We start from the raw sequence: 20,090 nt of genomic DNA, 5'->3' as shown, positions 1-20,090 counted from the left end.
GGATCAGCTGCTGGCGCATGCTGCCTCCTCGCTCAGACCAGGGCCGGGCGGCGGGGGTCCACCGCACGGCTGTCGGGGAGCAGTTCACCGGTGTCGTCGAAGATCACGACTCCGTTGCAGAGCAGACTCCATCCCTGTTCGGGGTGGGAGGCCACGGTGCGGGCGGCGTCGTGGTCGGCGCTGTCGGCGGCTGGGCAGGGGGGCTGGTGGGAGCACATGGCGCACCTCCTCGCGATGTGGGGCGGGAGGGCCGGTGGTCACCCGGTCGTACCGCGATCCACGGTGGCGGCGAGTATTACCGATCGCCACCCCTGGACGGAACCCGTATTCGCCGTCCAGTTCACGGTGTGTATGCCCGATTACGATGCGCTCATGCCCGTTATCCGGATCGTTCACCGTACGTCCGCGCCCGTCGCCGAGGCGTGGTCGAGGCTCACGGACTGGGAGCGCCACGGGGCGCAGGTCCCCCTCACGCGGACGATCATCGAGAGTCCGCCGCCGACGCACGCGGGAACGATCTTCACGGCCCGCACGGGTGTGGGAAGGATCACGTTCGACGACCGGATGGAGGTCGTGGTCTGGCGGCCGCCGGTGTCCGAGGCGGCGGGCCTCGTCCGGCTGGAGAAGCGCGGCCGGGCGGTGACGGGCTGGGCGGAGATCGAGATTCACTCCCTACCGGCAGGTGGTTCGGAGGTCCACTGGCGCGAGGAACTGCACCTGCGCGGCCTCCCCCGCGCCCTGGACCCCCTGGTGGCGGCCGTCGGCCGTCGCGTCTTCGGCCGCGCCATCACCCGGCTGCTGGCCGTCTGAGGAGCCGGCCGGGGCCTGCGTGATCACCGCACCGCCACGCACCCGACGGCGGACGCGCGGCGGCCGGAACGCAACGGCCCCGAGCCCGCAGCCGGGCGGCCGGGACGCAGCGGTGCGGGCCCGCCCGCACCCGCACCGCCTCATCCCAGCCCGCCTCGTATCCCGGCCCGCTTCGTCCGGTCCCGTCCCGCGTCAGCGGATCGGCATGCCGGAGATCGTGCGCGCGATCACCAGCCGCTGGATCTCACTGGTGCCCTCGAAGATCGTGTAGATCGCGCTGTCCCGGTGCATCCGCTCGACCGGGTACTCGCGGGTGAAGCCGTTGCCACCGAGGATCTGCACGGCCTGGGCGGTGACCTTCTTGGAGACCTCGCTCGCGAACAGCTTGGACATCGAGCCCTCGGCCGATTCGAACGGCCGGCCCGCGACCGCCATCCAGGACGCCCGCCACACCAGCAGCCGGGCGGCGTCGATCTGGGTGCGCATGTCGGCGAGCTGGAAGGCCACCCCCTGGTTGTCGATGATCGGGCGGCCGAACTGCGTACGGGTCTTCGCGTAGTCGAGAGCGACCTCGTACGCGGCGCGCGCGGTGCCCACGGCCATCGCGCCGACGGCCGGCCGGGAGGCCTCGAAGGTGGCCATGGCCGCGTTCTTGACGCGCTCGCCCCCGCCGCTGCGGGCCCGCTCACGGGCCCGGGCGAGGCGCTCGTCCAGCTTCTCCTTGCCGCCGAGCAGGCAGTTTCCGGGGATCCGCACGTCCTCCAGGACCACCTCGGCGGTGTGGGAGGCGCGGATGCCGTGCTTCTTGAACTTCTGCCCCTGGGACAGCCCGGGGGTGCCCGGCGGCACGATGAAGGACGCGTGCCCCTTGGTCCCCAGCTCCGGGTCGACGACGGCCACGACGATGTGGACGTTGGCGATCCCGCCGTTGGTGGCCCAGGTCTTGGTGCCGTTGAGCACCCACTCGTCCTTCGCCTGGTCGTAGACCGCGCGGGTGCGCATCGAGCCGACGTCCGAGCCTGCGTCCGGCTCGGAGGAGCAGAAGGCGGCGACCTTCACGTCGTCGGGGGTGCCGTACATCTGGGGGATCCAGGTGCCGATCTGCTCCTCGGTGCCGTTGGCCACGACGCCGATGGCCGCGAGCCCGGTGCCGACGATGGAGAGCGCGATGCCGGCGTCGCCCCAGAAGAGCTCCTCCATGGCCATCGGGATGCCGAGCCCGGTCGGGTCGAAGTACTGCTGGGCGTAGAAGTCCAGCGAGTAGATGCCGAGCTTGGCGGCCTCCTGGATGACGGGCCACGGAGTCTCTTCGCGCTCGTCCCATTCGGCGGCGGCGGGTCGCATCACATCGGCCGCGAAGCCGTGGATCCAGTCCCGCACCTGCTTCTGGTCGTCGTTCAGCTCCATGGTGAACTCCGCCATGTCCCCTCCACCTGTCCGTACTCGTCACTCCAGAGGTTACTAGCGGTAACCCATCCGGGGGGCACAGTCTGTTACCGGCGAGTAAGCACTGTCAAGCGCGAGCGATTCGGTCGACGGCTGCCCGGTCGTGTCCGCCGATTCGATCGCCGGGGCGCCCCGGGTGTTACGTTGCGTGGGCGTCAGGCACATCGCAAGGGCGGGGAGAGAACACGTCATGGAGACCACGCAGCAGACCGGCGAACCCGGAGCGGCCGAGCGCCGCCGGCGGGAGCTGCTCGAAGCCGCCGACCGGGTCGTGCTCAGGGACGGCCCCAAGGCCTCCATGAACGCCATCGCGGCCGAGGCGGGCATCACCAAGCCCATCCTGTACCGGCACTTCGGGGACAAGGCGGGCCTCTACCAGGCACTCGCCGTCCGGCACACCGACGCCCTGCTCGGCTCGCTCCGGGCGGCGCTGGACGCCCCGGCCGAGCGGCGCCGGCGGGTGGAATCGACCCTCGACACCTACCTGGCCGCCATCGAGGCCCGCCCGCAGGTGTACCGCTTCCTGATGCACCCCGCGGAGGACTCGCACACCACCGAACGGGGCTTCGACGTCGGCCTGCACTCGGCGCCCCTGCTGCGCAGGCTCGGGGAGGAGCTGGCCCAGGTGATCAGCGAACGGGTGGACCTCGGTCCCGGCGGGGAGCAGCTGGCCCGGGTCTGGGGCCACGGCATCGTCGGCATGATGCACGCGGCCGGCGACTGGTGGCTGGGTGAACGCCCCTGCGGCCGCGCGGACCTGGTCGCGGGCCTCACCGACCTGCTCTGGGGCCGCCTCGCCACCGCCGGCAACCGCGAGGACGGCCCCGGCTTCTGACCCGTCCGGGCCCGCCGAGGCCGACGGGGTGGCCGGTTGGCGGGGCCGAGGGCGTGGCGGGGCAGGCCGCCCTCGGGGAAGATCCGTCAGCCGCGCTGTGCATCGGCCCCCCAGGGGGCCTTCGCGATCGCCCGGCGCAGGCGGCGGGCCCGCATGCCGGTCACCCGGTCCGCGTAGACCGTCCCGTCGAGGTGGTCGCACTCGTGTTGGAGGCAGCGCGCGAAGAACCCGGTACCGGAGACCCGCACGGGCGCGCCGTCCGAGGTGACCCCCTCCACCACCGCGTGGTCGAAGCGGGCCGTGCCCGCCTCCAGGCCCGGCAGGGACAGGCAGCCCTCGGGCCCGACGAACTCGTCCCCGTCGGCCGCCACCAGACGCGGGTTGACGACGTGCCCAACGTGCCGTACGTCTTCATCATCGGGACAGTCGTAGACGAACACCCGCTGGGCGACTCCGATCTGGTTCGCGGCGAGGCCGACCCCCTCGGCGGCGTACATCGTCGCGAACATGTCCTCGACGAGCCGGTCGAGGGAGGGGCCGAACTCGGTGACCTCCGGGCAGGGTGAGTGGAGCACCGGATCACCCAGCAGGCTCATGGTGCGGACGAGGCCGGTGGTACCGGGGATCAGGCGCTGTCGCATGGCCGTAAGCGTACGACGGGCGGTCGCGGGAGGAGATCGACGGCGGGGCGGGGGCGCCGCGGTCAAGGCTGCGACAGGCACTGGATAGGCTGGGGCCGACCGACGCTAGGAGGACAAGGGACGATGGCAGGCAACACGGAGCCGCTTTCGCCGCGGGCCAAGCTGGCCGTGACGGCGGGCAAGGCCGCGGCGGCGGTGTCGCGGGCCGCGGGACGCGGAAGCGGATCGGTGATCGGAGGCAAGGTCGCTCTCAGGCTCGACCCCGATCTTCTCGGCGCGCTGGCGCAACACCTCGACGTCGTCCTCGTCTCTGCGACGAACGGCAAGACCACGACGACCCGACTGATCGCCGAGGCCCTGCGGGCCAGCGGTCCGGTCGTCTCCAACGCCCTGGGCGCCAATATGCCCGCGGGCATCACCTCGGCACTCGCCGGCGGCTCGGATGCCAAGTACGGCGTCATCGAGGTCGACGAGAAGTACCTGGCCGGAGTGGCCCGGGACGTCACCCCCAAGGTGATCGCCCTGCTCAACCTCTCCCGCGACCAGCTCGACCGCGCCGCCGAGACCCGCATGCTGGCGGAGAAGTGGCGGGAGGGCCTCCAGGGCTCCAAGGCGGCCATCGTCGCCAACTGCGACGACCCGCTGATCGTCTGGGCCGCCTCCTCCTCGCAGAACGTGGTGTGGGTCGCGGCTGGTCAGGAGTGGAAGGACGACGCCTGGTCGTGTCCCTCCTGCGGCGGTGTCATGCAGCGCCCCGGCGACGACTGGTTCTGCGGCGAGTGCGGCTTCCGCCGCCCGACCCCGACGTGGGTGCTCTCCGGCGACCACGTGCTGGACCCGCACGGCTCGGCCTGGCCGATCCACCTCCAGCTGCCCGGCCGCGCCAACAAGGCCAACGCCGCCACCTCGGCCGCCGTGGCCGCCGTCTTCGGCGTCCCGCCGCAGGTCGCGCTGGAGCGGATGTACCAGGTGCAGGCGGTCGCCGGCCGCTACGACGTGGTCCACTTCCAGGGCCGCGAGCTGCGCCTCCTGCTCGCGAAGAACCCCGCGGGCTGGCTCGAAACGTTTTCGCTGATCGACCCGCCGCCCGCCCCGGTGATCCTCTCCGTGAACGCGCGCGGCGCCGACGGTACCGACACCTCCTGGTTGTGGGACGTCGACTACCCGCGCCTGGCCGGTCACCCGATCTTCGTGATCGGCGACCGCAAGCTGGACCTCGCCGTCCGCCTGGAGGTCGCCGGCCTGGACTTCCGGGTGTGCGAGACCATCGACGAGGCCGTGCAGCTCGCACCGCCCGGGCAGATCGAGCTGATCGCCAACTACACCGCCTTCCAGGACGTGCGCCGCCGCGTCGGCAACTAGTACTCATACCCCCAGAGGACACACGAGCATGAGCGACAACAGCCTGCGTCTGGTGTGGGTCTACCCCGACCTGCTCAGCACGTACGGAGACCAGGGCAACGCCCTCGTGGTGGAGCGCCGGGCCCGCCAGCGCGGCCTGGACGTGCAGCGCGTGGACGTGCGCAGCGACCAGCCCATCCCCACCTCGGGCGACATCTACCTGATCGGCGGCGGCGAGGACCGGCCTCAGCGCCTGGCGGCGGAGCGGCTGCTGCGCGACGGCGGCCTGGAGCGCGCCGTCTCCAACGGCGCGATCGTCTTCTCCGTCTGCGCCGGGTACCAGATCCTGGGCCAGGAGTTCGTCAACGACCAGGGCCACCGTCAGGAGGGCCTCGGCCTGCTCGACGTCGTCACCGTGCGCGGTGAGGGCGAGCGGTGCGTCGGCGACGTCCTCGCGGACATCGACCCGCGCCTGGGCCTGCCGCAGCTGACCGGCTTCGAGAACCACCAGGGCGTCACCCACCTCGGCCCGACGGCGAAGCCGTTCGCCCGGGTGACGATGGGCCGCGGCAACGGCACCGGCGACGGTACCGAAGGCGCCTACAACGACACGGTGTTCGGGACGTACATGCACGGTCCGGTGATGGCCCGCAACCCGCAGATCGCGGACCTGCTGCTGAAGCTGGCCCTGGACGTGAACGCGCTCCCGGCCATGGACGACCGGTGGTACGAGGCGCTGCGCGCGGAGCGCATCGCGGCTGCCACGCAGCCCGCGTAGCAGCCGGGCGAACCGCTCATCAGGGCGACCCCCGCATCATGTGTTCGGCCCGGTTTTCCCTTGGGGGGACCGGGCCGACGTCGTTTTGTACGAGGAGTGCGACCAGCATGTGGAGGATGGTTCAGCGCACTGCTAAACCGCTTGTAGGGTGGCCGTAGTTCCAACCGGACGACGTGGTCCGGTCGCCGGCCCACGTTGCAAAGGTCTCTTCTGCCATGCGCATAGGTGTGCTCACTTCCGGTGGCGACTGCCCCGGCCTCAACGCCGTCATCCGCTCCGTCGTGCACCGTGCCGTCGTCGATCACGGCGACGAGGTGATCGGCTTCCACGACGGCTGGAAGGGCCTGCTGGAGGCGGACTACCGCAAGCTCGACCTCGATGCCGTCGCCGGCATCCTGGCCCGCGGCGGCACCATCCTCGGATCCTCCCGGGTCCAGCCCGCGCACCTGCGCGACGGCGTCGAGCGTGCCCGCGGGCACGTCGCCGACCTCGGGCTCGACGCGATCATCCCGATCGGCGGCGAGGGCACCCTGAAGGCCGCGAACCTGCTCTCCCAGGCCGGCCTGCCCATCGTCGGCGTCCCGAAGACGATCGACAACGACATCGCCTCCACCGACGTCACCTTCGGCTTCGACACCGCCGTCGGGGTCGCCACGGAGGCGCTGGACCGGCTGAAGACCACCGCCGAGTCGCACCAGCGCGTGATGGTCGTCGAGGTCATGGGGCGCCACACGGGGTGGATCGCCCTGCACTCGGGCATGGCGGCCGGCGCGCACGCCATCGTCGTGCCGGAGCGCCCCTTCGACATCGACGAGCTGACGGCGATCGTCGGCGAGCGCTTCTCCGCGGGCAAGCGGTTCGCGATCGTCGTCGTCGCCGAGGGCGCCAAGCCCCGGCCGGGCTCGATGGCCTTCGAGGAGCGGGGCAAGGACATCTACGGCCACGAGCGGTTCGCAGGCATCGGCAACCTGCTCGCCGTCGAGTTGGAGAACCGCCTGGGCAAGGAGGCCCGGCCGGTGATCCTGGGCCATGTCCAGCGCGGCGGCACGCCCACCGCGTACGACCGGGTCCTCGCCACCCGGTTCGGGTGGCACGCGGTGGAGGCGGCGCACCGGGGCGAGTTCGGCATGCTCACCGCGCTGCGCGGGACCGACATCGAGATGGTGCCGCTCGCCGAGGCGACCTCCACCCTCAAGACCGTCCCGGCCGAGCGCTACGCCGAGGCCCAGACAGTTCTCTGACGGCTCTCCCGCCCCTGCCCGACGTCCCTTTTGTGACAGACCGCCCCCGCGCGCACGAGCGTACGGGGGCGGCACTACTGTGGTGGGGCAGCACAGTCGAGGGAGTGAACAGATGGACCACAGCGGGCACGGCATGGACCTGCACATGGACTTGCCGCCGTTCACTCTCGGGCGCGGACTGGAGTTCTCCTTCGACGCGTTCTTCCTGTTCGGCTCCCTGCTCGGGCTGGCTCTGTACGGGTGGGGCGTGCTGCGGCTGCGCCGGCGAGGGGACTCCTGGGCGCCGGGCCGCACCATCGCCTTCACGTTGGGCGTGCTGACCGTGCTCCTCGTGATGTGCACCAGGCTGAACGACTACGGCATGGTGATGTTCAGCGTGCACATGGTCCAGCACATGGTGATCAGCATGGTCACCCCGATCCTGGTGCTGCTGGGCGCACCGGTGACGCTGGCCCTGCGCGCCCTGCCGCCCGCCGCCCGCGGGCGCAAGGGGCCGCGCGAGCTCCTGCTGGCGCTGCTGCACAGCCGGTACATGCGGGTGATCACCCATCCGGCGTTCACGATCCCGATGTTCATCGCCAGCCTCTACGCGCTGTACTTCACCCCGCTCTTCGACTTCCTGATGGAGAGCCGGGCCGGGCACATCTCGATGATGGTCCACTTCTTCGCCGTCGGTCTGATCTTCTTCTGGCCGATCATGGGCATCGACCCCGGTCCGCACCGTCCGGGCTATGTCATGCGGATGCTGGAGCTCTTCGCGGGCATGCCCTTCCACGCCTTCTTCGGCATCGCCCTGATGATGGCGAGCCAGCCGATGATCAAGACGTACGCGAACCCGCCCGCATCCCTCGGCATCGATCCGCTGCTCGACCAGCAGTGGGGCGGCGGCATCGCCTGGGCCTTCAGCGAGATCCCCTCGGTACTGGTCTTGATCGCCCTGATCTACCAGTGGTACCACTCCGAGCAGCGGACCGCGAAGCGCTCCGACCGGGCCGCGGACCGCAACGGCGACCGGGAGCTGGAGGCGTACAACGCGTATCTCGCCTCGCTTCAGGCGCGTGGCCGGTAGCGCGATCCCGCTCCGGCGCGCCACCATGGGGCATGACCGGATCCGTTAAGGCGATGGCAGTGATGACCTTCGCCGCACTGGTGGCCGTCGCCACGTACTCGGTGGTCCTCGGCAGCAACGGCTGGCTGTGGTTCGGCTGGGTGGTGCTGGGGCTTCTCACCGCCGGGATGGCCGCCTCACGCAGTACCTGAGGAAGGCCGCCGCCGCCCCTCGTCCCGGAGCTCACCGTCCGTAAAATGGCCGTGACGACGGGATACCGACAGGAGCGGCCTGGTGTTCTACCACTTGCTCAAGCACGTGCTCCTCGGACCTCTGCTGAGGCTGCTGTTCCGGCCGCGGATCGAGGGGCTGGAGAACGTCCCCGCGCAGGGCGCCGCGATCGTCGCGGGCAATCACCTGTCGTTCTCCGACCACTTCCTCATGCCCGCGATCCTGGCGCGTCGGATCACCTTCCTCGCGAAGGCCGAGTACTTCACCGGTCCGGGAGTCAAGGGCCGGCTGACCGCGGCGTTCTTCCGCAGCGCCGGGCAGATCCCGGTGGACCGGTCCGGCAAGGACGCCGGCCGGGCCGCCCTGCGCGAGGGGCTGGGGGTGCTGGCCAGGGGCGAGCTGCTGGGCATCTACCCGGAGGGCACCCGCTCGCACGACGGCCGGCTGTACAAGGGCAAGGTGGGGGTGGCCGCGATGGCCCTGGGCGCCGGGGTGCCGGTCATCCCTTGTGCGATGGTGGGCACCTTCGAGATCCAGCCGCCCGGCCAGAAGATCCCCAACATCCGGCGGGTGACGATCCGCTTCGGTGAGCCGCTGGACTTCTCCCGGTACGCCGGCATGGAGGGCGAGCGCGCCGTCCTGCGGGCGGTCACCGACGAGATCATGTACGCGATCCTCGGCCTTTCCGGGCAGGAGTACGTCGACCGGTACGCGGCCGAGGTGAAGGCCGAGGAGGAGCAGGCGCGCAAGAGGGCCCGGCGCAGCACGCGCTGAGCCTGCCCCTCCTCACGGATCTGCGCCGCGGCGGCCGAACGGCCGGGTACGGCCGACGGTGGCCGGGTCGTCCGAGTCAGCGGTGATAGGTACGGCAGGCCGCGTCGAGGACCTCGCGCAGCCGGAGGGCGTCCCCGGCCAGGGCCGTCACCAGGACGGCCGGACCCGCGAGCGGGGTCGCGACGGCGCACTCTCCCAGCACCGCGGCCGGCGGCGGGTCCTGCGCGAAGGCGGGGTCCACGACGAGGAGCTGGCCGACGGCCCGGTGTCCGGCGAGGCCGGCCGGGCCGTCCCAGCCGCCGGGTGCGCCGGGGCCGCAGGCGAGCTCCTGGTCCAGCAGCGGGCGGCCGCCGTGGGTGACGGTGAGGCGGCTGCGCAGCAGACCGGGCGGCTCCCCGTGGCGTCCCAGCGCCTGCTCCTCGCGCAGCAGCAGGCGCGCGGTAGGGGCCAGCCGGACCTGGGTGCGCACCCGCAGGTCACTGCCGCGGACCGAGACGAGCGGCTCCGGCAGCCACCGCACCGAGGCGTCGTCGTCCAGGTCCAGCTCCACGTCGTAGCGGGCGGGTTCGCCGTCCCGGCCGGGCAGGGCCAGGGTGGCCGCCGCCGAGGCCAGGGACAGCCGGGCCCCGGGTCCTGCGGTGGCGCGGACCGTGAGGTGGTCGCCGCCCAGCGGGGCGCTCATCGCTCCGACGAGGACGACCCCCGCCTCGGCCTCCCGGCCGCGGGTGCGGCGCAGGGCGAGCGGGCCCTCCCCGGCCAGCAGGGGCAGCGCGGTCCCGCCCCGCCCGTCGGCCACGGCGTGGATGCGGGCGGTGGCCCGTACTCCGGCGGCGGGCCGGGGGGCGGGGGGCGCCGTGGTCACCGTACGGTCCAGGCGGCGATCCGCTCCCGGACCCAGCCGGCGACCGGGGCCACGCCTTCGGGGCCGCGCAGCGACTGGAAGGCGACGGGCAGGTCTCCGCGCTGTTCGGCGGCGTCGCGGGCCATCCGACCGAGGTCGGATCCGACATGCGGGGCGAGGTCGGTCTTGTTGACGATGAGGAGGTCGGCGGTGGTGACGCCGGGCCCGCCCTTGCGCGGGATGTCGTCACCGCCGGCCACGTCGATGACGAAGATCTGGGCGTCGACGAGGCCCCGGGAGAAGGTGGCCGTGAGGTTGTCGCCGCCGGACTCGACGAGGATCAGATCCAGCGGGGCGTGTCCGCGGAAGGCCTCCTCCAGTTCTTCCACGGCCTCCAGGTTGGCGGAGATGTCGTCCCGGATGGCGGTGTGGGGGCAGGCCCCGGTCTCCACGGCGCTGATCCGCTCCGGTGGCAGGACCGCCTCGCGGAGCAGGAACTCGGCGTCCTCGCGGGTGTAGATGTCGTTGGTGACGACCGCCATGGAGAGGTCGGTGCGCAGGGCGCGGCACAAGGCGGCGACGGTGGCGGTCTTGCCGGAGCCGACGGGGCCGCCGAGGCCGATGCGCAGGGCGCGCCGGGTGCCGTCGGCGCGCAGCGGTTCGGCGCTGTGGGTGTGCCGGTGGGTGGGGGTGACGGCGTGGTCGAGGTGCATCGGGGGCTCCCGGGGGTCGAAGGGGGGCGGCGGTCGGTCAGGAGGCGAACAGCCGGACCGGCCAGTCGGCATGGACCTCGGCCGTGATCTCCAGCAGCGGCGAGGAGGCCGCGGGCAGGGCTCCTGGCCCGTCCAGCAGGGCCTGGTGGGCGGCCTCGGCGGCCCGGGCCGCGACCGCGTCGAGCTCGGGGGCGAGCCGGGCCAGCACCCCGCTCGCCTCGAAGGGGTCCAGGCCCAGCAGCCGCACGGTGGCGGTCGCCGGTCCGCCGACGCTCTCGTACGCCGCCACGTGGGCGGCGTCGAGCGGCCCGAGCCCGGCCGCCCGGGCGGTGAGGCCGAGCACGACGGGCTGGTGGGCGCCGCGCGGGAACGCCGCGGCCAGTTGCTCCAGGCCGGGGTCGGGCCAGGTGGCCCGCGCGGCCCGCAGCAGCTGGCGGCCCAGCCGCCGCGCCGCGGTGCGCAAGGCGGGCGACGGGGTGCGGGCGTCGGCCGCGGAGTCGAGCACGGCGGGGTCGAGCCCGACGGCGGCCGCCGCGGCGAGGGCCGCCGCGGTGAGCCCGGCGGTGTGCAGCCGGCCGCGGCAGAAGTCCTCCAGGGTGGCGGCGTCGTGGATCCGGCCGGCCTTGCAGGCGGCCTCGGCCCCGCCGGAGTGGGCGTGGCCGCCTGCGGGGAACCGGCCGTCCGCGAGGACGAGGAGCGCGGCGAGGCTCATGTGGCGGACCCCATCAGAAGAGGAAGTAGCGCTGGGCCATGGGCAGTTCCGCGGCGGGCGCCGGTTCGATCGCTTCGCCGTCGATGGTGACGGTGAAGGTGTCGGCGTCGACCTCGACCCGCGGCATGGCGTCGTTGTTGCGCATGTCCGCCTTGGTCACCTTCCGCGTGTTCTCTATGGCGGTGAACCGCTTGCCGAGTCCGAGCCGTTCGGGCAGGCCGTCGTCGAGCGCGGCCTGGGCCGTGAAGTTCAGCGAGTTCAGGCCGGGGGCGCGGCCGTGGCTGCCGAACATCGGCCGGGGCAGGACGGGCTGCGGGGTGGGGATGGAGGCGTTCGCGTCGCCCATCTGCGCGTAGGCGATCTGGCCGCCCTTGATGACGAGCTCGGGCTTGACGCCGAAGAAGGCAGGGTTCCACAGCACCAGGTCGGCGAGTTTGCCGGTCTCGACCGAGCCGACGTCGCGGGCGATCCCCTGGGCCACGGCGGGGTTGATCGTGTACTTGGCGACGTAGCGGCGGGCCCGGTGGTTGTCGGCGGGTCCGTCGCCGGGGAGGAATCCGCGTCGCCGCTTCATCACGTGGGCGGTCTGCCAGGTGCGCAGCACGACCTCGCCGACACGGCCCATGGCCTGGGAGTCGGAGGAGATGATGGAGATGGCGCCGAGGTCGTGCAGCACGTCCTCGGCGGCGATCGTCGAGGGTCGGATGCGGGACTCGGCGAAGGCGAGGTCCTCGGGGACGGCCGGGTTGAGGTGGTGGCAGACCATCAGCATGTCGAGGTGTTCCTCGACGGTGTTGACGGTGTGCGGCCGGGTGGGGTTGGTGGAGCTGGGCAGGACGTTCGGCTCGGAGACCACGGTGATGATGTCGGGTGCGTGCCCGCCGCCCGCGCCCTCGGTGTGGTAGGAGTGGATCGTCCTCCCGGCGATGGCCGCGAGGGTGTCGGCGACGAAGCCCGCCTCGTTGAGCGTGTCGGTGTGGATGGCGACCTGGGCGCCGGTCTCGTCGCAGACGCCGAGGCAGGCGTCGATGGCCGCGGGGGTGGCTCCCCAGTCCTCGTGGATCTTGAATCCGAGGGCTCCGCCCCGCAGCTGGGAGTGCATCGCCTCGCGCGAGGTGGTGTTGCCCTTGCCGAGGAGGCCGATGTTGACCGGGTAGGCCTCCAGCGCCGCGAACATCCGGGCCAGGTGCCAGGGGCCGGGGGTGACGGTGGTGGCCTTGGTGCCCTCGGCCGGTCCGGTACCGCCGCCGACCAGGGTGGTGATCCCGGAGGCGAGGGCCTCGTCGACGACGGTCGGGGAGATGAAGTGCACGTGGGCGTCGATGGCCCCGGCGGTGACGATCTTCCCGTTGCCCGCGATGATCTCGGTCTCGGGACCGATGACCAGTGCCGGGTCGACGCCGTCCATGGTGTCGGGGTTGCCGGCCTTGCCGATGCCGCAGATCCGACCGTCGCGGATGCCGAGGTCGGCCTTGACGATGCCCCAGTGGTCGAGGATCACGACCCCGGTGATCACCGTGTCGGGTGCGCCCTCGGCGCGGGTGGTGCGGGCCTGGCCCATGGATTCGCGGATGACCTTGCCGCCGCCGAAGACGGCTTCGTCGCCGGAGCGGCCGGGGCCGCCGCCGAGGTCCTGCTCGATCTCGACGAAGAGGTCGGTGTCGGCGAGCCGGATCCGGTCGCCGGTCGTCGGCCCGAAGAGGTCGGCGTACACCTGGCGGGAGATCTCAGCCATCGAGCGGCCCTCCGGTCTCGCCGCGCAGTCCCGGTACGGTCCGCGAGCCCGCCAGCGGGACGAGTTCCACCGCCGCCGGGATGCCCGGCTCGAAGCGGACGGCCGTACCGGCGGGGACGTTGAGGCGCAGCCCGTGGGCCGCGGCACGGTCGAAGTCGAGGCCGGGGTTGGCCTCGGCGAAGTGGTAGTGGGAGCCGACCTGGACGGGCCGGTCGGCGGAGTTGAGCACGGTGAGACGGGTGACGGGGCGGCCCTCGTTGAGCAGTACCGGGCCCTCCCCGAAGGCGATTTCGCCGGGGATCATGCGGGGGTACTCCTTGTCAGACGATGGGGTCGTGGACCGTGACGAGTTTCGTGCCGTCCGGGAAGGTCGCCTCGACCTGCACGTCGTGGATCATCTCGGGGATCCCCTCCATGACCTCGGCCCGGGTCAGCACGGTGCGGCCGGAGGCCATGAGCTCGGCCACCGTCCGGCCGTCGCGGGCCCCTTCGAGGATGTGCGAAGTGATCAGCGCCACCGCCTCGGGATGGTTCAGGCGCACTCCGCGCGCCCTCCGCTTCTCGGCCACGTCCGCGGCCACGTGGAGGAGCAGTCGCTCCTGTTCGTGCGGTGTCAGTTGCACTCGTATCACCATGCTTCCGGGACAAGATCGACTTCGCGCCGAGGTGACCTTATAGGCGTTCAACACTCTGTTGACCTGCGCATTTCCAACCCAAGCGTCTCTTGCCCAACGCAGGGGAAGGCTTTCCGTTGCGCCGACCGCGGCTTTACCGGCCGATGGGTGATCAATGGCGGACGCACGTGCCCGCCACGCTATGGGCCGATCTTTTCCGCAGAGTTAACCCACGTTTCGGGAAGGCACCCGGTTCGAGCCGGCGGCCCGCCGGCCGGGACTTCCGTATACGGAAGACGCCGGGGGCCCCGAGGGCCGCCCGGCGTTCGCGGTGGGTTCGGCGGTGCGGCCTGCGGTCAGCAGCCCCCGGCGGCGGCCGGCGCGGCCGCGGTCCAGGGCAGCGCGATCCAGACCGTCTTGCCGCCGTCCTCGGCGGGGGTGACCGAGAGCCGGCCCCCCGCCTCCACGGCGAGCCAGCGGATGATGACCAGCCCGCGGCCGTTGTCCTGCTGGACGGCGGCAGGAAGCCGCTTGGGCCGGCGCGGACAGCTGTCGGTCACCCCGACCCGCAGCCACTCCTCGCGCTCCAGACGGAGGTCGACGGTGAAGGTCGGCGACTGGCCGAAAGTATGCTGCACGGCGTTGGTGGCGAGCTCTGAGACGATCAGCCGGATACTGTCCGCGGCCTCGGCGTCTTCGGGCAGCCCCCATGCGCCCAGCACCTCCCCGACATAGCGTCGGGCAGCGGCCACCGAGGCGGGATCGCTCGGCAGAGTGATGGATGCTTCCTGGTGGTCTGCCATGGCGACGTCCCTTTCCCACCGGAGCGGAATCGCCCCGGATCTGTGCTGGACGCCAGACTGCCACCCATCGTGCCGCCACATCTGCTTTTCCCCAAAGATCTGCATATATCTGTCGCCCGATGCAGTGAACTCTGCTACGGAAGAGCGTATTTGGACGGCAAACTGGTGCGACCTGCGCCGGTGGAAGGAGGCGGGCGTGCAGCACGGTCCCGCGGTGCGCCGACGCAAGCTCGGCGAGGAACTGCGTGCCCTGCGTGACCGGTCGGGCCTCACCAGTGGTGAGGCCGCCCGGATCGTGGGATGGCACCAGTCGAAAATCAGCCGCATCGAGACGGGCCGCAGCGGCGTGAAACCGGAGGACATCCGGCTGCTCCTCGACGCCTACGGGGAGGTCGTGAGCCCGGAGCAACGCGCTTTACTGGAGGCCCTGTCCGCCTCGGCCGCAGGCCCCGGAACGGGCGGCGACACGGGGCGGGGACGGCAGTGGTGGCACGACTACCGGGGGCTGCTGCCCCAGGAGTACCGGGACTTCATCAGCCTGGAGGCGGGAGCCCGGTCCGCCCGTACGGTGGAACTGTCGGTGGTGCCCGGGCTGCTGCAGACCCCCGAGTACGCACGGGCCGTGACCCGGGCCGCGCTCGGCGGGCTTCCGGAACCGAAGGTGGACGCGCTGGTCGACGTACGACTGGCCCGGCAGGCGGTACTGCGGGCCGATCCGCCGTTGGAGCTGAGCGCGGTGCTGGACGAGGCGGTGCTGCGCCGCCAGATCGGCGGGCCCGGGGTGATGGCGGAGCAGCTGCGGCACCTGGCGCAGGTGGCACGGCTCCCCCAGGTGAACGTCCAGGTACTGCCGTTCAGTGTGGGTGGCCATCTCGGCCTCACCGGACCGTTCGTCATTTTCTCATTTACGAACATCTCCGATCTGGATGTGGTGGTACTCGACCATTTGACGAGTAGCCTCTATCTGGAGCGGAAGGAAGACCTAGAGGCGTACGGCGCCGCGTTCCGCACCATCCAGGCGCACGCCCTGCCGCCCCAGGACTCTTGTGAACTCATCAGCTCACTCGCTGACGACGCGTAGAGGAGGCACCCCCGTGTCCGCAACCCCCTTAAGCACCGGCGGACTTCTGATCAGAGCTCCGCGGTGGCGGCGCAGCAGCCGCAGCACCGGAATGAACAACTGCGTGGAGGCGGCCGTCCTCGGCGGCGGTCTGCTGGCCGTCCGCGACTCCAAGCGGACGGACGGCCCGGCCGTACTCTTCACCGGCCCGGCCTGGGACGGCTTCCTCGCCTCCGTACGGACCGGGGCGCCCGCGTCCGCCTAAGGCCCGGGCCGCGGCAGCACACCGCACAGCGCCGCAGGCCACCCGCCGGGCGGTCCCAGCGGGGGCGCGGACCCCGCCTCGTGCCGTGACCCGGTGGACCTTCGCGGCCACGGCAGCGGCCCTCTCAGGGCGTGTGGCGACAGTGGCGCCGTCCGCCCGAGGGACGGGCCCCGCGGCGTCCGGTGCGTGCGCTCGCACGGCGCAGGACCGTCCCGTACCGGGCGCAATCGGACGATCCCGACCACGCGGCGGGCGTGCGTGCCGGGCACCGTAGGGCAGGCGCGGCGTTCACGACCCGCCCTACGGCGCGGCCCCGGCAGGCGCGGTGGCGACGATCGTCGTGACCGCCCGATCGATCTCCTCCCCCGTGAGGTCGGCCCGGGCGGTCAACCTCAGCCGGGAGATGCCGTCCGGCACCGACGGCGGGCGGAAGCACCCCACGGACAGACCCGCCTCGCGGCAGTCGGCGGCCCAGCGCAGCGCCTCCGGAGCCGACGGGGCACGCACCGACACCACGGCCGCGTCCGGCCGGGCCGCGGTCAGCCCGGCGGCAGTGAGCCTCCCGTACAGCCGGTCGGCCACCTCGCGAGCCCGGTCGGCGCGCTCCGGCTCCCGCCGGAGAAGGCGCAGGCTCGCCAGTGCCGCTCCCGCGGCGGCCGGGGCCAGCCCGGTGTCGAAGATGAAGGTGCGCGCCGTGTTGACCAGGTGCCTGATCACCTTGGCCGGGCCGAGCACGGCACCTCCCTGGCTGCCCAGCGACTTCGACAAGGTCAGGGTGGCCACCACGTAGGGCGCGCCGGCCAGCCCGGCGGCGTGCAGCGCACCACGGCCGCCCTCACCCAATACGCCCAGTCCGTGGGCGTCGTCCACGAGCAGGGCCGCTCCCCCGTCCCGGCACACGGCCGCGTAGGCTCCCAGCGGGGCGGCGTCGCCGTCGACGGAGAACACCGAGTCGGTGACCAGCAGAGCCCGGCCCGCATGCGCGGCGAGCGCCTTGCGCGCGGCGTCCGGGTCGGCGTGCGCGACCACCGCGGTCTCGGCGCGCGAGAGTCGGCAGCCGTCGACGATGGAGGCGTGGTTGCCGGCGTCGGAGACGACGAGCGTGCCCCGGTCGCTGAGCGCCGTCACCGCGGCGAGGTTGGCCGCGTATCCGGAGGACAGGACGAGCGCGGCCTCGAACCCGCAGAAGGCCGCGAGCTCCCGTTCCAGTTCCGCGTGGAGTTCGGTGGTGCCGGTGACGAGGCGGGAGCCAGTGGCCCCGGCGCCCCAGCCCTCGGCCGCCTCGCGGGCCCCGCGGACGGTCTCGGGGTGCCGGGACAGGCCGAGGTAGTCGTTGCTCGCGAGGTCCAGCAGCGGCGACACCGGCGGCCGGGGGCGCAGGGTGCGGACCAGCCCGGCATGCTCCCGTGCCCGCTCCGCGGCGTCGATCCAGGCGAAGACGTCCGCGGGATCGGGAGTGTGCTGGGGCATCGGCATGTCCTCGTGTTTTGTCGGCAGTCCACAGGCCTGCCCGACCCTAGCCGCCGCGACGTGTCCGCCAGGTGTGGTGATACACACACACCCATCCGGCCATGTTGTGCGATCTCTCCTTGGCCGGGATGGGTCGAGTGGTCCAGGATCAGCTCCATGGACCTGCTGAACACCCTGGTGGACAAGGGGCTGCGGCGCGAGCTGCCGACCCGCGAAGAAGCGCTCGCCGTACTGGCGACTTCTGACGACGAACTGCTCGACGTGGTGGCCGCGGCCGGCAAGGTGCGCCGTCAGTGGTTCGGGCGTCGGGTCAAGCTGAACTACCTGGTCAACCTGAAGTCGGGCCTGTGCCCGGAGGACTGCTCCTACTGTTCCCAGCGGCTGGGCTCGACGGCCGGGATCCTCAAGTACACGTGGCTCAAGCCGGAGGAGGCCTCCCAGGCCGCCGCCGCGGGTGTTGCGGGCGGGGCCAAGCGGGTCTGCCTGGTGGCGAGCGGCCGCGGGCCGACGGACCGCGACGTGGAGCGTGTCGGCAAGACGATCGAGGCGATCAAGGAACAGAACGAGGGCATCGAGGTCTGTGCCTGCCTCGGTCTGCTCTCGGACGGCCAGGCGGAGAAGCTGCGCGAGGCCGGCGCAGACGCCTACAACCACAACCTGAACACCTCCGAGGCCACCTACGGCCAGATCACCAAGACCCACACCTACGCCGACCGCGTGGACACCGTGGAGAAGGCCCACGCGGCGGGCCTGTCGGCCTGCTCGGGCCTGATCGCCGGCATGGGCGAGACCGACGAGGACCTCGTCGACGTGGTCTTCTCGCTGCGCGCGCTGGACGCCGACTCGGTCCCGGTCAACTTCCTGATCCCCTTCGAGGGCACGCCGCTGGCCAAGGAGTGGAACCTCACCCCGCAGCGCTGCCTGCGGATCCTGGCGATGGCGCGGTTCGTCTGCCCCGACATCGAGGTCCGGCTGGCGGGCGGGCGCGAGGTGCACCTGCGCTCGCTGCAGCCGCTGGCGCTGAACATCGTCAACTCGATCTTCCTCGGTGACTACCTCACCAGTGAGGGGCAGGCCGGCCAGGCCGACCTCGACATGATCGCGGACGCCGGTTTCGAGGTGGAGGGCGCCGGTACGACGACCCTTCCCGCGCACCGCTCCGACGCCGCCGACGCGGCCCCCTCCAGCGGCTGCGGTTCCCGGGGCGGTGCCTCGGTGTGCGGTTCGGGCGCGGCCGGGGCCGACGACGCCGTGGGCTGCGGATCGGCGTGCGGCGGCTGTTCGGGGCACCCGCACGCGGAGGCCGCGCCGGTGCCGGAGCAGCCGGCCCAGGCCGGGCCCGGCGAGCTGCGGTCGGACCTGGTGGCGGTGCGCCGCCGCGGCGCGGGGACGGACATCGCGCCCAATGCCTGACCGGTCCCACCCGCGGTCGGCCGGTGCGGAACTGCTCGCGCTGGACCGGCAGCACGTCTGGCACCCGTACGGCCCGATGCCCGGACGGCAGGAGCCGCTGGTCATCGCCTCCGCCACGGGGGTGCGGCTGAGGCTCGCCGACCCGTCCCAGGGGGAAGGTCACGACGAGCTGGTCGACGGCATGTCCTCCTGGTGGTCGGCCATCCACGGCTACAACCACCCGGTGCTCAACGAGGCAGTGACCGCGCAGCTCGGGCGCATGTCGCACGTGATGTTCGGCGGGCTCACCCATGAGCCCGCCGTCCGGCTCGCGGCGAAGCTCGTCGAGATCACCCCGCCCGGACTGGAACACGTCTTCCTCGCCGACTCAGGTTCGGTCTCCGTCGAAGTCGCCGTCAAGATGTGCCTCCAGTACTGGCGTTCGCTCGGGCGCACCGGCAAGACCCGGCTGCTCACCTGGCGCGGCGGCTACCACGGGGACACCTGGCAGCCCATGGCGGTGTGCGACCCGGAGGGCGGCATGCACGAGCTGTGGCAGGGCCACCTGCCGCGGCAGGTCTTCGCGGACGCCCCGCCGGGCGGCTTCGACACGCCCGTGGATCCCGCGTACGCCGACCACCTGCGCGGCATGATCGCCACGCACGCGGACGAGCTGGCCGCCGTGATCGTGGAGCCGGTGGTGCAGGGCGCGGGCGGCATGCGCTTCCACCACCCCGCCCACCTCCGGGTGCTGCGCGAACTGTGCGACGAATACGGGGTCCTGCTGATCCTTGACGAGATCGCCACCGGTTTCGGCCGTACCGGCGCGCTCTTCGCGGCCGACCACGCCGGAGTCACCCCGGACGTGATGTGCCTGGGCAAGTCCCTGACGGGTGGCTACCTCACGCTGGCGGCGACCTTGTGCACGGAGCGGGTGGCGGACGGGATCTCCCAGGGCGAGGTCCCGGTGCTGGCGCACGGACCGACCTTCATGGGGAACCCTCTGGCCACGGCCGTGGCGCTGGCCTCCGTGGAACTGTTGCTCGGCCAGGACTGGGCGTTCGACGTCAAGCGGATCGAGACGGGGCTGCGCGAGGGCCTGGCGGCCGCGGCCGGGATCCCCGGTGTGCGGGACGTACGGGTCCTGGGCGCCATCGGCGTGGTCCAGCTGGACCACGAGGTCGACGTCGTCGCGGCCACCCGGGCGGCGGTGCGCGAGGGCGTGTGGCTGAGGCCGTTCCGGGACCTGATCTATGTGATGCCGCCGTTCGTCACGGGCGACGCGGACGTGACCCGTATCTGCCGCGCGGTGTGCGCGGCGGCCCAGGAAGGCTGAGAAA

At 72.2% G+C, this 20,090-nt stretch carries 23 protein-coding genes; 12 read left to right on the top strand and 11 right to left on the bottom strand.

Annotated elements, in window-relative coordinates; translation table 11 throughout:
* Positions 1 to 32 precede the first annotated feature (32 nt).
* Positions 33 to 218 carry a DUF5999 family protein gene (locus tag ACFW2G_RS12145; protein ID WP_037929027.1) on the bottom strand — a complete coding sequence of 62 codons (186 nt, stop codon included), beginning with the start codon at positions 216 to 218 and terminating at the stop codon, positions 33 to 35.
* Between the two features lie 154 nt (positions 219 to 372).
* Here ACFW2G_RS12145 and ACFW2G_RS12140 point away from each other — a divergent pair, with 154 nt between their 5' ends.
* Positions 373 to 810, top strand: coding sequence for an SRPBCC family protein (locus ACFW2G_RS12140; RefSeq protein WP_037929461.1), 438 nt, complete (start codon positions 373 to 375; stop codon positions 808 to 810).
* Between the two features lie 192 nt (positions 811 to 1,002).
* Here ACFW2G_RS12140 and ACFW2G_RS12135 read toward each other — a convergent pair whose 3' ends face one another.
* Positions 1,003 to 2,232, bottom strand: a complete 1,230-nt coding sequence (locus ACFW2G_RS12135; protein WP_384449563.1) for an acyl-CoA dehydrogenase family protein — start codon at positions 2,230 to 2,232, stop codon at positions 1,003 to 1,005.
* 214 nt (positions 2,233 to 2,446) lie between these two features.
* Between ACFW2G_RS12135 and ACFW2G_RS12130 the strand changes: the two genes are divergently transcribed.
* Positions 2,447 to 3,091: a TetR family transcriptional regulator gene (locus tag ACFW2G_RS12130; protein ID WP_037929031.1), complete on the top strand. Its 645-nt coding sequence runs from the start codon at positions 2,447 to 2,449 to the stop codon at positions 3,089 to 3,091.
* An 86-nt stretch (positions 3,092 to 3,177) separates the two neighbouring features.
* Here ACFW2G_RS12130 and def read toward each other — a convergent pair whose 3' ends face one another.
* Positions 3,178 to 3,732: a peptide deformylase gene (gene def, locus ACFW2G_RS12125; protein WP_037929033.1), complete on the bottom strand. Its 555-nt coding sequence runs from the start codon at positions 3,730 to 3,732 to the stop codon at positions 3,178 to 3,180.
* Between the two features lie 123 nt (positions 3,733 to 3,855).
* Between def and ACFW2G_RS12120 the strand changes: the two genes are divergently transcribed.
* The 6 genes from ACFW2G_RS12120 to ACFW2G_RS12095 all read left to right on the top strand — a co-directional run bounded on the left by ACFW2G_RS12120 (position 3,856) and on the right by ACFW2G_RS12095 (position 9,145).
* On the top strand, positions 3,856 to 5,094 hold the full coding sequence (locus ACFW2G_RS12120; protein WP_037929035.1) for a MurT ligase domain-containing protein: 1,239 nt from the start codon (positions 3,856 to 3,858) through the stop codon (positions 5,092 to 5,094).
* Between the two features lie 28 nt (positions 5,095 to 5,122).
* Complete coding sequence (locus ACFW2G_RS12115; protein WP_037929037.1) at positions 5,123 to 5,851, top strand: type 1 glutamine amidotransferase; 729 nt, start codon at positions 5,123 to 5,125, stop codon at positions 5,849 to 5,851.
* Between the two features lie 215 nt (positions 5,852 to 6,066).
* Positions 6,067 to 7,092 (top strand): 6-phosphofructokinase, encoded by a 1,026-nt coding sequence (locus ACFW2G_RS12110; protein WP_384449555.1) that lies wholly within the window; start codon positions 6,067 to 6,069, stop codon positions 7,090 to 7,092.
* Positions 7,093 to 7,204: 112 nt separating this feature from the next.
* A complete protein-coding gene (locus tag ACFW2G_RS12105; protein ID WP_037929043.1) occupies positions 7,205 to 8,161 on the top strand; it encodes a cytochrome c oxidase assembly protein in 957 nt (318 codons plus the stop codon).
* A gap of 32 nt (positions 8,162 to 8,193) precedes the next feature.
* The gene (locus tag ACFW2G_RS12100; protein ID WP_037929045.1) at positions 8,194 to 8,352 is read left to right on the top strand and encodes a hypothetical protein; all 159 of its coding nucleotides are present in this window, start codon (positions 8,194 to 8,196) and stop codon (positions 8,350 to 8,352) included.
* An 82-nt stretch (positions 8,353 to 8,434) separates the two neighbouring features.
* Positions 8,435 to 9,145, top strand: coding sequence for a lysophospholipid acyltransferase family protein (locus ACFW2G_RS12095; RefSeq protein WP_384449550.1), 711 nt, complete (start codon positions 8,435 to 8,437; stop codon positions 9,143 to 9,145).
* Between the two features lie 76 nt (positions 9,146 to 9,221).
* On the opposite strand, the gene ACFW2G_RS12090 is transcribed toward ACFW2G_RS12095, so the two are convergent.
* From ACFW2G_RS12090 to ACFW2G_RS12060, 7 genes are all read right to left on the bottom strand, one after another.
* The gene (locus ACFW2G_RS12090; RefSeq protein WP_037929463.1) at positions 9,222 to 10,007 is read right to left on the bottom strand and encodes an urease accessory protein UreD; all 786 of its coding nucleotides are present in this window, start codon (positions 10,005 to 10,007) and stop codon (positions 9,222 to 9,224) included.
* Complete coding sequence (gene ureG, locus ACFW2G_RS12085) at positions 10,004 to 10,699, bottom strand: urease accessory protein UreG (RefSeq protein WP_384449544.1); 696 nt, start codon at positions 10,697 to 10,699, stop codon at positions 10,004 to 10,006. Before ureG ends, ACFW2G_RS12090 begins: the two co-directional genes overlap by 4 nt.
* A gap of 37 nt (positions 10,700 to 10,736) precedes the next feature.
* Positions 10,737 to 11,411 (bottom strand): urease accessory protein UreF, encoded by a 675-nt coding sequence (locus ACFW2G_RS12080; protein WP_384449541.1) that lies wholly within the window; start codon positions 11,409 to 11,411, stop codon positions 10,737 to 10,739.
* Positions 11,412 to 11,424: 13 nt separating this feature from the next.
* The gene (locus ACFW2G_RS12075; RefSeq protein WP_037929057.1) at positions 11,425 to 13,146 is read right to left on the bottom strand and encodes an urease subunit alpha; all 1,722 of its coding nucleotides are present in this window, start codon (positions 13,144 to 13,146) and stop codon (positions 11,425 to 11,427) included.
* Positions 13,139 to 13,450 carry an urease subunit beta gene (locus ACFW2G_RS12070; RefSeq protein WP_037929059.1) on the bottom strand — a complete coding sequence of 104 codons (312 nt, stop codon included), beginning with the start codon at positions 13,448 to 13,450 and terminating at the stop codon, positions 13,139 to 13,141. The genes ACFW2G_RS12075 and ACFW2G_RS12070 overlap by 8 nt, the downstream gene beginning before the upstream one ends.
* Before the next feature lie 16 nt (positions 13,451 to 13,466).
* Entirely contained in the window at positions 13,467 to 13,769 is a 303-nt protein-coding gene (locus tag ACFW2G_RS12065; RefSeq protein ID WP_037929061.1) for an urease subunit gamma, read from the bottom strand.
* A gap of 347 nt (positions 13,770 to 14,116) precedes the next feature.
* Positions 14,117 to 14,563 carry an ATP-binding protein gene (locus ACFW2G_RS12060; protein WP_384582084.1) on the bottom strand — a complete coding sequence of 149 codons (447 nt, stop codon included), beginning with the start codon at positions 14,561 to 14,563 and terminating at the stop codon, positions 14,117 to 14,119.
* Positions 14,564 to 14,759: 196 nt separating this feature from the next.
* On the opposite strand from ACFW2G_RS12060, the gene ACFW2G_RS12055 reads away from it, so the two are divergent.
* Together ACFW2G_RS12055 and ACFW2G_RS12050 are read left to right on the top strand one after the other, a co-directional pair.
* The gene (locus tag ACFW2G_RS12055; protein ID WP_384449533.1) at positions 14,760 to 15,644 is read left to right on the top strand and encodes a helix-turn-helix domain-containing protein; all 885 of its coding nucleotides are present in this window, start codon (positions 14,760 to 14,762) and stop codon (positions 15,642 to 15,644) included.
* A gap of 13 nt (positions 15,645 to 15,657) precedes the next feature.
* Positions 15,658 to 15,888, top strand: a complete 231-nt coding sequence (locus tag ACFW2G_RS12050; protein ID WP_037929070.1) for a DUF397 domain-containing protein — start codon at positions 15,658 to 15,660, stop codon at positions 15,886 to 15,888.
* A gap of 300 nt (positions 15,889 to 16,188) precedes the next feature.
* Here ACFW2G_RS12050 and ACFW2G_RS12045 read toward each other — a convergent pair whose 3' ends face one another.
* Complete coding sequence (locus ACFW2G_RS12045; protein ID WP_384449530.1) at positions 16,189 to 17,358, bottom strand: 8-amino-7-oxononanoate synthase; 1,170 nt, start codon at positions 17,356 to 17,358, stop codon at positions 16,189 to 16,191.
* A 156-nt stretch (positions 17,359 to 17,514) separates the two neighbouring features.
* Here ACFW2G_RS12045 and bioB point away from each other — a divergent pair, with 156 nt between their 5' ends.
* Positions 17,515 to 18,771: a biotin synthase BioB gene (gene bioB, locus ACFW2G_RS12040; RefSeq protein ID WP_384582085.1), complete on the top strand. Its 1,257-nt coding sequence runs from the start codon at positions 17,515 to 17,517 to the stop codon at positions 18,769 to 18,771.
* Entirely contained in the window at positions 18,764 to 20,086 is a 1,323-nt protein-coding gene (locus ACFW2G_RS12035; protein WP_037929078.1) for an adenosylmethionine--8-amino-7-oxononanoate transaminase, read from the top strand. Before bioB ends, ACFW2G_RS12035 begins: the two co-directional genes overlap by 8 nt.
* The last annotated feature ends 4 nt before the right edge of the window (positions 20,087 to 20,090 follow it).

Source organism: Streptomyces sp. NPDC058880, from assembly GCF_042742535.1.
Taxonomy (GTDB): domain Bacteria; phylum Actinomycetota; class Actinomycetes; order Streptomycetales; family Streptomycetaceae; genus Streptomyces.
This window is presented reverse-complemented; position numbering and strand designations above follow the sequence as displayed.

Excerpts from the sequence above, each read along its gene's own strand:
- ACFW2G_RS12145 (WP_037929027.1), bottom strand. The coding sequence starts at position 218 with ATGTGCTCCCACCAGCCCCCCTGCCCAGCCGCCGACAGCGCCGACCAC.
- ACFW2G_RS12140 (WP_037929461.1), top strand. The coding sequence starts at position 373 with ATGCCCGTTATCCGGATCGTTCACCGTACGTCCGCGCCCGTCGCCGAG.
- ACFW2G_RS12135 (WP_384449563.1), bottom strand. The coding sequence starts at position 2,232 with ATGGCGGAGTTCACCATGGAGCTGAACGACGACCAGAAGCAGGTGCGG.
- ACFW2G_RS12130 (WP_037929031.1), top strand. The coding sequence starts at position 2,447 with ATGGAGACCACGCAGCAGACCGGCGAACCCGGAGCGGCCGAGCGCCGC.
- def (WP_037929033.1), bottom strand. The coding sequence starts at position 3,732 with ATGCGACAGCGCCTGATCCCCGGTACCACCGGCCTCGTCCGCACCATG.
- ACFW2G_RS12120 (WP_037929035.1), top strand. The coding sequence starts at position 3,856 with ATGGCAGGCAACACGGAGCCGCTTTCGCCGCGGGCCAAGCTGGCCGTG.
- ACFW2G_RS12115 (WP_037929037.1), top strand. The coding sequence starts at position 5,123 with ATGAGCGACAACAGCCTGCGTCTGGTGTGGGTCTACCCCGACCTGCTC.
- ACFW2G_RS12110 (WP_384449555.1), top strand. The coding sequence starts at position 6,067 with ATGCGCATAGGTGTGCTCACTTCCGGTGGCGACTGCCCCGGCCTCAAC.
- ACFW2G_RS12105 (WP_037929043.1), top strand. The coding sequence starts at position 7,205 with ATGGACCACAGCGGGCACGGCATGGACCTGCACATGGACTTGCCGCCG.
- ACFW2G_RS12100 (WP_037929045.1), top strand. The coding sequence starts at position 8,194 with ATGACCGGATCCGTTAAGGCGATGGCAGTGATGACCTTCGCCGCACTG.
- ureG (WP_384449544.1), bottom strand. The coding sequence starts at position 10,699 with ATGCACCTCGACCACGCCGTCACCCCCACCCACCGGCACACCCACAGC.
- ACFW2G_RS12080 (WP_384449541.1), bottom strand. The coding sequence starts at position 11,411 with ATGAGCCTCGCCGCGCTCCTCGTCCTCGCGGACGGCCGGTTCCCCGCA.
- ACFW2G_RS12075 (WP_037929057.1), bottom strand. The coding sequence starts at position 13,146 with ATGGCTGAGATCTCCCGCCAGGTGTACGCCGACCTCTTCGGGCCGACG.
- ACFW2G_RS12070 (WP_037929059.1), bottom strand. The coding sequence starts at position 13,450 with ATGATCCCCGGCGAAATCGCCTTCGGGGAGGGCCCGGTACTGCTCAAC.
- ACFW2G_RS12060 (WP_384582084.1), bottom strand. The coding sequence starts at position 14,563 with ATGGCAGACCACCAGGAAGCATCCATCACTCTGCCGAGCGATCCCGCC.
- ACFW2G_RS12045 (WP_384449530.1), bottom strand. The coding sequence starts at position 17,358 with ATGCCCCAGCACACTCCCGATCCCGCGGACGTCTTCGCCTGGATCGAC.
- bioB (WP_384582085.1), top strand. The coding sequence starts at position 17,515 with ATGGACCTGCTGAACACCCTGGTGGACAAGGGGCTGCGGCGCGAGCTG.
- ACFW2G_RS12035 (WP_037929078.1), top strand. The coding sequence starts at position 18,764 with ATGCCTGACCGGTCCCACCCGCGGTCGGCCGGTGCGGAACTGCTCGCG.